The organism is Lysinibacillus sp. GW821-FHT14F06, assembly GCF_058803665.1.
Genome location: NZ_JBXAPF010000011.1, coordinates 108,125 through 120,684, shown reverse-complemented (window position 1 = coordinate 120,684; position 12,560 = coordinate 108,125). Strand labels below are relative to the sequence as shown.

The 12,560-nt window shown below is 37.0% G+C and carries 10 protein-coding genes; 8 read left to right on the top strand and 2 right to left on the bottom strand.

Translation table 11 applies throughout. The annotated features are described in order from the left end of the window. Positions 1 to 318: 318 nt before the first annotated feature. From AC1RNS_RS12290 to AC1RNS_RS12280, 3 genes are read left to right on the top strand one after another with little or no spacing between them, the layout of a single operon-like run. The gene (locus AC1RNS_RS12290) at positions 319 to 1,011 is read left to right on the top strand and encodes a response regulator transcription factor (RefSeq protein WP_492992965.1); all 693 of its coding nucleotides are present in this window, start codon (positions 319 to 321) and stop codon (positions 1,009 to 1,011) included. Further along, positions 989 to 1,144: a hypothetical protein gene (locus AC1RNS_RS12285; RefSeq protein WP_492992964.1), complete on the top strand. Its 156-nt coding sequence runs from the start codon at positions 989 to 991 to the stop codon at positions 1,142 to 1,144. Before AC1RNS_RS12290 ends, AC1RNS_RS12285 begins: the two co-directional genes overlap by 23 nt. A gap of 17 nt (positions 1,145 to 1,161) precedes the next feature. Then, a complete protein-coding gene (locus AC1RNS_RS12280; RefSeq protein WP_492992963.1) occupies positions 1,162 to 3,354 on the top strand; it encodes a histidine kinase dimerization/phospho-acceptor domain-containing protein in 2,193 nt (730 codons plus the stop codon). A 34-nt stretch (positions 3,355 to 3,388) separates the two neighbouring features. Here the strand turns inward: AC1RNS_RS12280 and AC1RNS_RS12275 are convergent, their stop codons facing one another. After that, entirely contained in the window at positions 3,389 to 4,537 is a 1,149-nt protein-coding gene (locus AC1RNS_RS12275) for an acyl-CoA dehydrogenase family protein (RefSeq protein WP_492992962.1), read from the bottom strand. A gap of 438 nt (positions 4,538 to 4,975) precedes the next feature. Here AC1RNS_RS12275 and AC1RNS_RS12270 point away from each other — a divergent pair, with 438 nt between their 5' ends. The 4 genes from AC1RNS_RS12270 to AC1RNS_RS12255 all read left to right on the top strand — a co-directional run bounded on the left by AC1RNS_RS12270 (position 4,976) and on the right by AC1RNS_RS12255 (position 9,757). Next, positions 4,976 to 6,055, top strand: coding sequence for a metallophosphoesterase (locus tag AC1RNS_RS12270; RefSeq protein WP_492992960.1), 1,080 nt, complete (start codon positions 4,976 to 4,978; stop codon positions 6,053 to 6,055). A 95-nt stretch (positions 6,056 to 6,150) separates the two neighbouring features. Then, positions 6,151 to 6,984, top strand: a complete 834-nt coding sequence (locus tag AC1RNS_RS12265; RefSeq protein WP_492992958.1) for an undecaprenyl-diphosphate phosphatase — start codon at positions 6,151 to 6,153, stop codon at positions 6,982 to 6,984. 302 nt (positions 6,985 to 7,286) lie between these two features. Continuing rightward, positions 7,287 to 8,579: a protoglobin domain-containing protein gene (locus tag AC1RNS_RS12260; protein ID WP_492992957.1), complete on the top strand. Its 1,293-nt coding sequence runs from the start codon at positions 7,287 to 7,289 to the stop codon at positions 8,577 to 8,579. 215 nt (positions 8,580 to 8,794) lie between these two features. Further along, positions 8,795 to 9,757 carry a 2-hydroxyacid dehydrogenase gene (locus tag AC1RNS_RS12255; RefSeq protein ID WP_492992956.1) on the top strand — a complete coding sequence of 321 codons (963 nt, stop codon included), beginning with the start codon at positions 8,795 to 8,797 and terminating at the stop codon, positions 9,755 to 9,757. Positions 9,758 to 9,833: 76 nt separating this feature from the next. Here the strand turns inward: AC1RNS_RS12255 and AC1RNS_RS12250 are convergent, their stop codons facing one another. After that, complete coding sequence (locus AC1RNS_RS12250; RefSeq protein WP_492992955.1) at positions 9,834 to 10,634, bottom strand: TIGR00266 family protein; 801 nt, start codon at positions 10,632 to 10,634, stop codon at positions 9,834 to 9,836. A gap of 443 nt (positions 10,635 to 11,077) precedes the next feature. Here AC1RNS_RS12250 and AC1RNS_RS12245 point away from each other — a divergent pair, with 443 nt between their 5' ends. Next, positions 11,078 to 12,556, top strand: a complete 1,479-nt coding sequence (locus tag AC1RNS_RS12245) for an aldehyde dehydrogenase family protein (protein ID WP_492992953.1) — start codon at positions 11,078 to 11,080, stop codon at positions 12,554 to 12,556. The last annotated feature ends 4 nt before the right edge of the window (positions 12,557 to 12,560 follow it).

Genomic DNA, 12,560 nt, shown 5'->3' with positions numbered 1-12,560 from the left:
CATAAATGACCACTTTTATTATAACGTCCTTTTCTAAGAAAAGCATAATCATCACTTAGGTAATTTAAAAATGGTAATTGTTTGATTTTGGATAAATCTGTATTATTAAAGGTAGTGATAGTGTTCTCGATGAGAGAGGAGCATTATCTGATATTTCCATTTTTGTCCTTCTAGCTGCTTTATTAATTGGCATGTAACGATTCGTTCTGCAATTGGCGGAGGGTTATTCATTAAAAGCTTAAGAAATTCTTCATTTTTATAATAAGTGGTTTTTAAGATTTGAACGGTACACTATTAATTGAGAGCGAGGTGTATATCATGACGAAACTAACAGTTCTTGTAACAGACGATGATCAAGATATTCGTGATGGTATTGAAATCTATTTAAAAAATGAAGGCTATAATGTGATAAAAGCTGCTGACGGTTTAGAAGCACTTGAAAAACTAAAAAACAATGAAGTACATTTAATTATTTTAGATATTATGATGCCCAATATGGATGGTATAACTGCGACGTTTAAAATTAGAGAAGAGCGCAATATTCCAATTATTATGCTTAGTGCTAAGGCAGAGGATGGCGATAAAATTCATGGATTATCTGTTGGTGCAGATGACTATGTAACCAAGCCTTTTCATCCATTAGAGCTGCTGGCACGTGTAAAATCACAGCTTCGTCGTTATGTACAACTTGGGACGTACAATGAAGGTACAACAAAAATAGAAATTGATGGACTGCTATTAGATGAAGATGCTAAAGAAGTAGTTCTAGAAGGTGAACCAGTTCGATTAACACCAATTGAATACAAAATAACTGAGTTATTAATGAAAAATGCAGGGCGTGTGTTTTCAATTCGGGAAATTTATGAGCGTGTTTGGAATGAAGAAGCCTATAATGCTGAGAATATTGTGGCTGTTCATATTCGAAAAATACGTGAAAAAATTGAAGCAGATCCGAAAAATCCACGCTATCTAAAGGTGGTATGGGGCGTTGGCTATAAAATGGAAAAATAAAATCGAACAATATATAACAATACTTGGTTTCGTAGCAGGAGTTATTGGGTTAATTTATTTCGGTATCTATGCCTATCAAATGGTAAATGCTCGCTCTTCTGAGGTACTACAATTACTTGAAAGAATTTTTTAGAGGGGAGAGTGTTCAGCGTGGTGAAAAAATGGAAATCTCTTCTTGCACTTTTGTGCTTAATTTGGGCTATTTTCAGTATATTTACATTCACTAGGGTAGGGTATCAATATATTGGGAAATCTTATTTTCAATCTGAAAATTTTCAGCATGAAATTGATAATTTTCAATCTCAGTTAGGACCATTCGTATTAAATTTACCAACTGCTGAGGATTTAAAAAGTAAAATAGAGGTTAATCAAAATGAAATTGAAGATCACCGTAATTATTTTGGAACTTTGGGAGAACAGATCGATAGCATAAAGGCTCAATATGAAGATCGCATTCAGGAAGCTGCCAATGTGAATGCAACAGATTTAAAAACTAAGCTTGAAAAAGAACGAGATGAAAAGATAAAAGATATTACAACTAATTTTGAGGATGATGAGCATGTCCGAAAAAAAATCCTTGCTCAAAAAGAAGAAGTTATTGATCAATATATAAAGGCCGCAAAAGACGAAGCAAAAAGTTTTGCGAAAAACTATAATTATTGGTCCTATGAATTAACGAACACCGAGACAGGTAAAACATATCGTTCAGGTGATGTTTCTGAAAGTAGTACCTATAAAATAAGATACACGTCGCAACGTCCATTAACTACTTGGAACATTAGTGATAATTTAAGTCATATTTTTTATCGAACGGATACCAATGTTGAAACAGAGCCTTTAAGAGAAACTGCTGACTACACGGGCATTATTTCGATTTCTAAAAAATCAGCTCAATTAGCAAGTATTATGGATGGCTATGAGCAGTTTACACGTAATCAATATATTTTCTTCTTTATTTGGATAACAGGTATTGTAGCGGCTGTTTTTGCATGGAAAGGTCGCAAAGAAGTACTTCAGGTGGTACAGGGTATCAAGGAAAAAGAAGCCCTTGCTAGGATGAAAATTGATTTTCAGTTAATAATTTTGTTTATATCTGGCTGTATATATTGGGCGGCATCACAAATTGCCTTTGAATCCATCGAATACTACTATCAAAATAATTATGTAAGCTATGTACTAAGTTTTTTATTTAAAGTTGGAGCACTATTTATTGTTGGTATTTTGTTCTATGTTCAGCTGATATGGTTATATGATCGATTGAATACGGCCAAGAAACTAGAGGGAAATTTAAAGTCCAGCTATTTATGGGCATTAGGGGATTCGATGACTGATTTATTTATCAATCGATCCATTGCACTACATTCTTTTGTCATGATTGGTGCAGCCTTTTTCGGCGGTGGCAGCCTTGTAGCTTCCATGTTAAGAGGTGGCGGATTCCCTGTACTAGTTTTGGGTATTTGTGCAATTATAGGTTTTCCGTCTGCTATTGTCTTTTTATCTAGAATGGGCTATTTAAACCGAATTATGAAGGATACGAAGGATATGGCAGAAGGGCGCTTAAACCGTGATGTCAAGGTAATAGGCAAATCGCCACTTAAGGAACATGCAGAAAATCTTAATCATTTAAGAGAAGGTGTTCGTACTTCTATGCATGAGCAGGCAAAAAGTGAGCGTTTAAAAACAGAGCTTATTACGAATGTTAGTCATGATTTGCGTACACCACTGACATCAATAATTACCTATACTGATTTACTAAAAAATCCTGACATTACAGAGGAAGAGCGTAAACAATACATTCATATACTAGATAAAAAATCAGAGCGTTTGAAAGTGCTGATTGAGGATTTATTTGAGGTTTCGAAAATGGCAAGTGGCAATATCGAGCTTCACCGAAGTAGAGTAGATTTAACCCAGTTAATACAGCAAGCAGTAGGGGAACATGAGGAGGATTTAGTACAGGCTCATTTAGATTTAAGAATGACCAAACCTAATGAACCAATATATGCTTATGTTGATGGGCAAAAATGGTGGAGGCTAGTTGATAATTTAATTGTCAATGTATTAAAATATGCATTAGAAGGTACACGGGTTTATGTAACATTGAAACGTACAGCAGATGGTGATGCTGAATTTTCGGTGAAAAATGTAGCTAAATATGAAATTAGTGAGGATGCTGAGGAATTATTTGAACGTTTTAAACGGGCAGATGCTTCAAGACATACAGAGGGCTCAGGGCTGGGATTAGCAATCGCTCAATCCATCGTTGATCTTCACGGTGCTCGAATGAGTATAGATGTGGATGGAGATTTATTTAAAGTGATTGTCCGCATTCCAGCAGTTTAGATAAAACAGCGGCAAATAGTTTGCCGCTGTTTTTTTATAAGCCTAAGTTTTTAGCTATAATTACTTTCATGACTTCATTGGTTCCTGCATAGATGGACATAACAGGGATATCTCGGTATCTTCGAGCAATTTTATATTCTTCCATATAACCATAGCCTCCATGTAATTGCATACATTGGATAGCAAGCTCACGTGCATTTTCCGTGATCCAGTATTTAGCCATGGATACTTTTGTGACAACATCATTTCCTGCAATATGCTCTTCAATTAAGGATTGTAAAAAGGATTTACCAAGCTCAATTTTTGTGGCCATTTCAGCTATCTTAAATTGAGTATTTTGAAAATTACCAATGGATTTTCCAAAAGCTTCTCTTGATTTTACATAATCAATTGTCAAGGCTAACATATCCTCAGCAGCCGTCTGTGCGGCAATAGCTACTGCTAAACGTTCCTGCTGTAGCTTTTCCATCATATAGATAAAGCCTTTTCCTTCTTCACCAAGAAGGTTTTCTATAGGCACACGACAGTCCTCGAAATATAGCTCAGCTGTATCCTGTGCGTGCATCCCAACCTTATCAAGTTTACGCCCTTTTATGAAACCTGCTGTGCCATCCTCGATGACTAGAAGGCTTATACCGTGATGTTTTTTTTCAGCCTGAGGATTTGTTTTCACCGCAACAACTGCTAAATTTGTATGAATACCATTTGTGATAAAAGTTTTTTGTCCATTAACGACATAATGATCACCGTCACGAATAGCTGTGGTTTGAATATTTGCCAAGTCGGACCCAGCTCCTGGTTCTGTCATTGCAATGGCAGTAATATAGTCGCCTGTAACACATTTAGGCAGCCAACGTGCTTTTTGCTCTTGTGTGCCATATGCTTCAATATAGGGCACAACAATATCATTATGCAGGCCAATGCCAATAAGACTGGAGCCTATTCTCTCTAGTTCCTCTTGAATGATGACACCAAAGCTAAAATCTAATCCAAGACCGCCAAATTGTTCTTCTACCTGTGGACATAGATAGCCCATTTCTCCAAGCTTATGCCAAAAATTGAGTGGTATGAGGTGATCCTTTTCCCATTGCTCATAGTGTGGCTCGGCTTCCTCGGCTAAAAACTTTCGTATAGTTTTACGGAATAACTCATGCTCAGCTGATTCAAATTTATACCTTGTCATTTGAATAACACCCCTTTTAGCTAGTAAATGCGTAAATTTACCTTCTTTGTTGTTATAATACTGGAAAAATTGTGAAAATAAAAGAGCTATATTATTTTGAGTAATTCATGAAAGATGACGAAAATGTCACTAATCCCAGAAAATTGTCATGTAAAACGTGAGAAAAAATAGAAAGTGGCAGGGTACAATTTAATTGGCAATAGGGCACTCACTTTCCTTAGTAGTTTATCTTGATTCAGCGGATGTACAAACCCCTGCTGAATCGAGATAAAGCCTCGGCGGATGTCACGGATTTGAAGAGGATTTTTTCGAGTGAACTCGAAAAAATCCGAACACAATTACGCTGGGGCTTAATTGATTCTAAGTACTTATTAAAATATGAATGGTAAAGATAATGCTATAATCAGTTAAGAATAAATGAAAGTAGAGGACTAGAATATGCCAAAAGTAATCGGTGGAATTCTTCTATTAAGTATTTATAGCGCATTAACATTTTACATAGGGTGGGGATTAAGGCAGTGGCTTGTCTCACTGGGATGGTTTCGTTACCCTATACTCTATTGGTTAGTACTGTTTGTTGCTGCATTTAGCATTGTTATTGGAAGACTGCACGGGTCTTTGAAAATATTCTCAGTAATAGGGAATTACTGGATGTTTATTTTTGAATACGGATTATTAATTTGTTTAACAGCACATGTAGTAATTTGGTTAAGCCCCTTTAAAAATGTGCAAATAATTGGTAGTATAGCAATTGCTGTGTTGTTTGGACTAAGTATTGTTGGCTCCTATTTAGCGTATTCTCCTGTAGTCCGTCATTTAGAGTTCACGATGGATAAAAAAACTAGTGAGCTAGATACTTTGAGAGTTGTTGTGGCATCGGATTTTCATTTAGGTGTTCTTTCACATAAAAGACATTTAGAGCGCTTTGTTACATTTTCGAATGAGGCAAAGCCAGATATCGTTTTTTTAGTTGGAGATATTGTAGATGATGATCCTAAATGGTTTGTAAATGAGGGAATGGCAGATGTGATGAAACAGCTAACTGCTACATATGGCGTGTATGGCGTACTGGGCAACCATGAGTATTATGGTAAGAAAATCCCTGAGTTTGTTGAAGAGATGGAGAAAGCCCATGTGAAAATTTTAAGAGATGAAACTATTCGGATTGATAATACGTTAATAGTAACTGGTCAAGAGGATCTGACGAACAAGGAAAGAAAGCAACTTGATGCCTTGAAGTTAACAGATGATCTGCCATGGTTTGTGATGAATCATACACCAAATGATTTAAACACACCTGCAGATTTGGGTGTAGACTTTCATATGTCAGGACATACACATAAAGGACAGCTTTGGCCTAATCAGTATATAACCTCTCGTGTATTTGAGCTCGATTACGGTTATAAGATGAAGGAGCAAATGCATACACTTGTTTCATCAGGTTTTGGCTTTTGGGGTCCTCCAATGAGGATAGGCAGCCGTTCAGAACTATGGGTAGTGGATATACGTTTACAATAACCTATAGTAATAGCTATTTTAGGTAAGTTGATAATCTTAGATCTTCTTCTAACCATAGATAATCAGTTATATTCAAAAAAAGGTAAGGTGACAACGTGGAAATCATAGAGTTATTAAAGGCACTTATTTTAGGTTTTGTAGAGGGCATGACAGAGTTTGCGCCAGTTTCGTCGACAGGTCATATGATTATAGTAGACGATATGTGGTTAAAGACAGAGGAATTTCTAGGGATGTATCCCGCCAATACGTTTAAAATTGTTGTACAATTAGGATCTATATTAGCCGTTGTTGTAGTAATGTGGAAACGAATGCTAAACCTAGTTGGACTTTATAAAATTGATGGGCAATCAACATCTGTGAAAGGTCACTTCAATTTATTGCATGTAATTGTAGGGATGTTACCAGCAGTTGTGTTAGGTTTTGCCTTTAAAGATTTTATTGATGATCATTTATTTAAAGTAGAGCATGTTATTTATGCATTAGTGGCTGGGGCTCTTTTAATGATAGCCGCAGATAAGCTTGCTCCAAAAAGACCAAAAGTGGATTCGCTAGATAAAATCTCCTACGGTTTAGCATTTAAAGTAGGCTTAGTACAATGTTTATCACTGTGGCCAGGGTTTTCCCGTTCTGGTGCAACAATTTCTGGTGGTGTACTATTTGGTATGAGTCACCGTGTAGCTGCTGATTTTACTTTTATTATGGCTGTACCCATTATGGCAGGAGCTAGTCTAGTCTCTGTATTGAAAAACTGGGATACGTTATCCATGGATTATTTGGGCTTCTATGTAGTAGGCTTTATTAGTTCATTTGTCTTTGCATTACTTTCTATTAAATTCTTTTTAGCGCTCATTTCTAAAGTGAAATTGATGCCATTTGCTATTTATCGTTTAGTATTAGCAGCCGTATTAGCCATTATTATCTTTATGTAAATTAGATAGTCACTCTTCTTTTAAAAAGACGAGTGACTTTTTTTGTAGATTTAACCGTTCAAACGTACAAAATTTAGGGTAAAACCAAAAAAAATGACTTATAGACAGTAAAAAAGACCTTAATATTCTAAAAATTGATAGGAAATTAACTCGAAAACAGACGGAATTTACCTATATATTGTAACTTTTATGGATTAGACCTTATAATAGATGCAGATACAAACTGGATACTTGTTACTTTTAGATAATGGTTAGTAGGATAGGTATAGTATGGCCAAGAACATATGCATGAGGTGGAGAGAATGTTTCGTATTGGAAATAGGCCTAAGAAAAATACAATTGAAATTTGTGATGAATCAAGTATAGGGGTTATTATTCAAGATCAGGAACGTTTGTTACAAATAAATCTTATAAATCTGACTAGACAGGATTTACGGTTGATAAGGAGTTTAAAGCCTTATATCGAACGCAATGTCGTAGAGGTAGTGGCAGCGTTTTATCAAGCGGTAGAAGGTGTACCTTCCTTGCTTGAGGTAATTCAAAAGCATAGCTCCAGCGAGCGTTTACGCCAAACATTACGCCATCATATTATAGAAATGTTTGAAGGACGTATAGATGAAGCCTTTGTGGAAAAGAGAAGAAGAGTGGCAAAAATGCATGTGAAGATTAATCTATATCCTAAATGGTATTTAGCTGCCTTTCAAAATCTTGAAAAATCATTAAGAAAAATAGTTTATCAGCTTCAGCTATCGAAGGACGATGAAGAAAAGTTTTGTGAAGCCATCAGTAAAATTTGTAATTTAGAGCAGCAGATTGTTTTAGAGGAATATGATAATTATGCGAATACATTGATGGAAGAGCACCGAAATAGTGTACGTACACATGTTAAGGAAATTATAGGTGGTATCTCAACGCGATTAGAGACTCAATCCCATAGTACGAATGAGACTGTTACGGAACTTATTTTTAGTGCCAAGGAAGTTAATGAGTATTTAAAGGACAGTATTAATGAAGCAAAAACAATGCAAAAAATATCCAATGTAGGTTATTCCAAAATAGTTTTGATGAACGAGCAAACTGGAAAAATACATCATAAGACAGTTGATATGGCAGGAATGGTAGGGGAATTAGATAAATCTTCCTCTAAAATTAATGATGTTGTTGAAATCGTTAAAAGCATTTCTGGTCAAACAAATTTACTTGCATTGAATTCAGCGATTGAGGCTGCGCGTGCTGGTGAGCATGGGAAAGGTTTTGCTGTTGTAGCAAATGAGGTACGAAAGCTTGCAGATCAAACCAAACATTCAGTGGAGCAAATTGCTGATTTAATAAAAATGTCTAATGGGATAACAAATCAGGTTGTCCATGCAATACAAGAGATTCAAGAGCTAGTGAATAATAGTATGGAACAAAATGCAGAATCTTTAAAAGCATTTGATGCGATATCTGGCTCAGTAGAGGGCTCTATCACTAATTTCCAAAATGTTGGACAGCAGATTACAGAATTAGCTGCTATTATCGAAACGATTGGCGAATCTTCTGGGGAATTGGAAAAGGTGGCCAATAGATTAGATACAACAATTAGAGATTTTTAAAACTATGCATGAAATCTTGCATAGTTTTTTATTGTTTTGGATTCGATAAAACTACTTTTTAGAAGGATGGAACCATTTATAGACGGATGAACATAATAGTTAGGAAGAAAGAAGGCGATAGCAAATTAACGAAGATAAGAATTCCCTAGAAAATGCTTGTACTAAGTGTTACGCTATAGGCGAATTGGGGAAATAAAAAGAGGGGTGTTCGGAGTATGAAAAAGAAATTATTTATTACACGTAAGTTCCCTACGCATATAGTGGAGCCATTGCAAGAGTATTATGAAATCGAACAATGGAAGGAGGAAGAGGAGGTTATACCACGGGATAAATTGTTGGCGGCTGTTACCAATTGCGAGGTACTATGGGTAACTATTGCAGATCAAGTAGATGAAGAATTGTTATCGCACGCACCCAATCTTAAATTAGTGACAAATTTAGCTGTTGGCTTTAATAATATTGATGTTAAAGCTTTACGCAAAAGAGGCATAATGGCAACAAATACGCCTGGAGTCTTAACAAATACCACTGCAGATTTAGTATTCGGCTTATTGCTTGCAACTGCAAGGAGAATTCCAGAAAGCGAACGATATTTACGTGAGGGTAAATGGAAAAGCTGGTATCCAATGCAATTAGTAGGAAAAGATGTGTCTGGAGCTACTATTGGAATAATTGGAATGGGCCGAATTGGGCAGGTCGTAGCAAGACGTGCAAAAGGCTTTGATATGAAAATTTTATATAATAATCGAAGACGTCGGCATGAAGCGGAGGAAATGTACGGATTTAAGTATGCTTCATTAGAGGAGCTTTTAAAGCAATCGGATTTTGTTGTCATTATGACGCCATACAATAGTGATACTGTCGGCCTTATCGGAGCAGAGGAGCTTGCCCTAATGAAGGATGACGCAGTGTTAATCAATGCATCACGCGGCGGCATCATTGATGAAGATGCACTCTATCATACGCTGAAAAACGGTAAGCTATGGGCAGCGGGGTTAGATGTTTTTGAGCATGAGCCTATTGCAATGGATCATCCGTTATTGACGCTACCAAATGTTGTGGCACTTCCACATATCGGTAGTGCATCACTTGAGACGAGAATGGCTATGTTCATGCTGAATGTGAAAGCACTTACTGCATATGGGCAGGGCAAGGCTGTTTCGAATAGGATTGATTAATGACACCTCTGTTAAAAGCAAAATAAAAAAGGAGCACATCGTAGTTAGATGTGTTCCTTTTACTTGAAAATAGATATTATCTATTAAATAAATCAAATAAACCGCCAATGCCGCCTTCACCTTTAGATTGACCGCCACCGCCTTGTGAAATTGGGGCTGCTGCGAAGACGCGACTTGCTAAACGGCTAAATGGTAGTGATTGAATCCATACTTTACCAGGCCCCTTTAAAGTAGCAAAGAAGATACCTTCGCCACCAAACAATGCCGTTTTTACGCCGCCAACCATTTCGATATTGTAGTCCACATCAGATGTCATAGCAACTAAGCATCCTGTATCTACGCGTAATACCTCGCCAGGCTGTAAAGTTTTTTCGTGAATAGCTCCCCCTGCATGTACGAAGGCCATACCATCGCCTTCGAGTTTTTGCATAATAAAGCCTTCGCCACCAAAGAACCCTACGCCAATTTTTTTCTGGAATTCAACACCGACTGAAACCCCTTTAGCAGCAGCTAAAAATGCATCCTTTTGACAAATAATTTTCCCGTTTAATTGACTTAAATCCATTGGAATGATTTTTCCTGGATATGGAGAAGCAAAATAAACATGGCGTTTACCTGAACCAGCATTCGTAAATGTTGTCATAAATAAGCTTTCACCAGTAATAAGTCGTTTTCCTGCACCAAGCAGTTTACCCATAATGCCGCTATTTTGGCCTTCTTTTGAGCCATCACCAAAGATTGTTTCCATATGGATTCTATCATCCATCATCATTAAGGCTCCTGCTTCAGCTACTACTGTTTCCTGAGGGTCAAGCTCAACTTGTACGTATTGCATGTCGTCGCCAAAAATTTGGTAGTCTATTTCATGATTATTCATAATGGGATTCCTCCAAAAGTAATTTTATTGTTACTGTATACGATTATAATTGACATTAGTTTCATTGCATAATTAATTATTTTAGAAAAAAAGGGAATAACATAGAAAATGTCGAATATAAAAAACTAGAATGTGTATTATTTATTTTCGTTTAGTCAAGCGACTTAATGATTGTTAATATAATAATCATAAAAGTCACATCTGTGGGAAAAGGGTTTAAAGTCTTTTCTACGGAAGTCAGCTAAAAGAAAATAAGGCCTCTGGCGGTTGTCACCGATGTTGCTAAACGTAAAGCTTTGCTATGCAGGTGAAATGTTTGGTGAAAATTCGGAATTTTGACATATTTAATTTTAATTAAATAGAATGATAGATAAATACCTGCATGCGATGTAACAATTAGCAACGTAGCCGAGGCATCTAGATTACTTCAGGGGGTGTGAGTATTGGAAATCAAAAACTATATCGGTGGTGAATGGGTAACACATTCCCATTTACAAAGTATAGCAGTGACGAACCCTGCGAACGGAGAGCAACTAGCGACAATTCCGCGTTCCACAGTAAATGAGGTAAATGAAGCGGTAGCGGCTGCTAAACAAGCACAAAAAAGTTGGGCATTAGTGCCAGCGCCTAAACGTGCTGATTATTTATATGCCATCGGTCAAAAAATGAAAGAGAAAAAGGAATATTTGGCGACCGTTTTAACAAAAGAGATGGGAAAGGTCATTGAAGAGGCTAGAGGTGAGGTACAGGAAGGGATTGATATGGCTTATTATATGGCAGGTGAGGGGCGGAGATTGTTTGGGGAAACAACCCCGTCTGAACTTGCTAATAAATTTGCAATGAGTGTCCGGTCACCTATAGGTGTTGTCGGCTTAATTACACCTTGGAATTTCCCAGTAGCAATCGCAACGTGGAAATCATTCCCTGCTATTGTTGCGGGTAATACATTTATTTGGAAGCCATCCAATGAGACACCGATGATGGCCTATGAAATGGGCAAAATTTTTGAGGAAATCGGACTGCCGAATGGGGTAGCAAATATTGTATATGGCAGTGGCCCAACTGTAGGAACAGCATTAATTGAGCACCCCGATGTTAAGGTCATCTCATTTACCGGCTCAACAACAACAGGAAGTAAAGTAGCAGAGCTAGGTGGCAAACACCTAAAAAAGATGTCACTAGAGATGGGTGGCAAAAATGCAGTAATTGTTATGGATGATGCTGATTTACAGCTCGCTACAGAAGGAATTTTATGGAGTGCATTTGGCACAGCTGGTCAAAGGTGTACAGCATGTAGCCGAGTGATTGTGCATAAAGATGTAAGAGAAGAACTAGAAAAACGTCTACTGGACGAAATGCAAAAATTAACAATTGGGAACGGCCTAGATGAACATGTAAAAATAGGACCAGTAATTAATAAAGCAGCATTAGAAAAAATCAATCACTATGTCCAAATTGGTAAACAAGAAGGGGCGACATTGCTAGCAGGTGGCAGAATATTAAATGAAACACCCTATGATAAAGGGTTTTATTATGAGCCGACATTGTTTACTAATGTTAAGACAAACATGATTATTGCACAGGAGGAAATCTTTGGCCCTGTCGTTTCAATAATCGAAGTAGCAAGTTTCGAGGAAGCGATCGAAGTAAACAATGGCGTGAAATTTGGCTTATCCAGCTCAATTTTCTCACAAAATGTGAATACAATTTTCCGTGCCCAGCGAGATTTAGACACAGGGATTGTTTATGTGAATGCAGGCACAACTGGGGCAGAAATCCATTTACCATTTGGTGGCACGAAAGGGACGGGGAATGGTCACCGTGACTCAGGAGTAGCTGCCTTAGATGTTTATACTGAATGGAAAAGTATTTATGTAGACTATAGCGGTAAATTACAAAGAGCACAAATCGATACAGAGTAACAGA

Coding starts and splice junctions, on each gene's coding strand:
- AC1RNS_RS12290 (WP_492992965.1), top strand. CDS start 319: ATGACGAAACTAACAGTTCTTGTAACAGACGATGATCAAGATATTCGT.
- AC1RNS_RS12275 (WP_492992962.1), bottom strand. CDS start 4,537: ATGACAAGGTATAAATTTGAATCAGCTGAGCATGAGTTATTCCGTAAA.
- AC1RNS_RS12270 (WP_492992960.1), top strand. CDS start 4,976: ATGCCAAAAGTAATCGGTGGAATTCTTCTATTAAGTATTTATAGCGCA.
- AC1RNS_RS12260 (WP_492992957.1), top strand. CDS start 7,287: ATGTTTCGTATTGGAAATAGGCCTAAGAAAAATACAATTGAAATTTGT.
- AC1RNS_RS12255 (WP_492992956.1), top strand. CDS start 8,795: ATGAAAAAGAAATTATTTATTACACGTAAGTTCCCTACGCATATAGTG.
- AC1RNS_RS12250 (WP_492992955.1), bottom strand. CDS start 10,634: ATGAATAATCATGAAATAGACTACCAAATTTTTGGCGACGACATGCAA.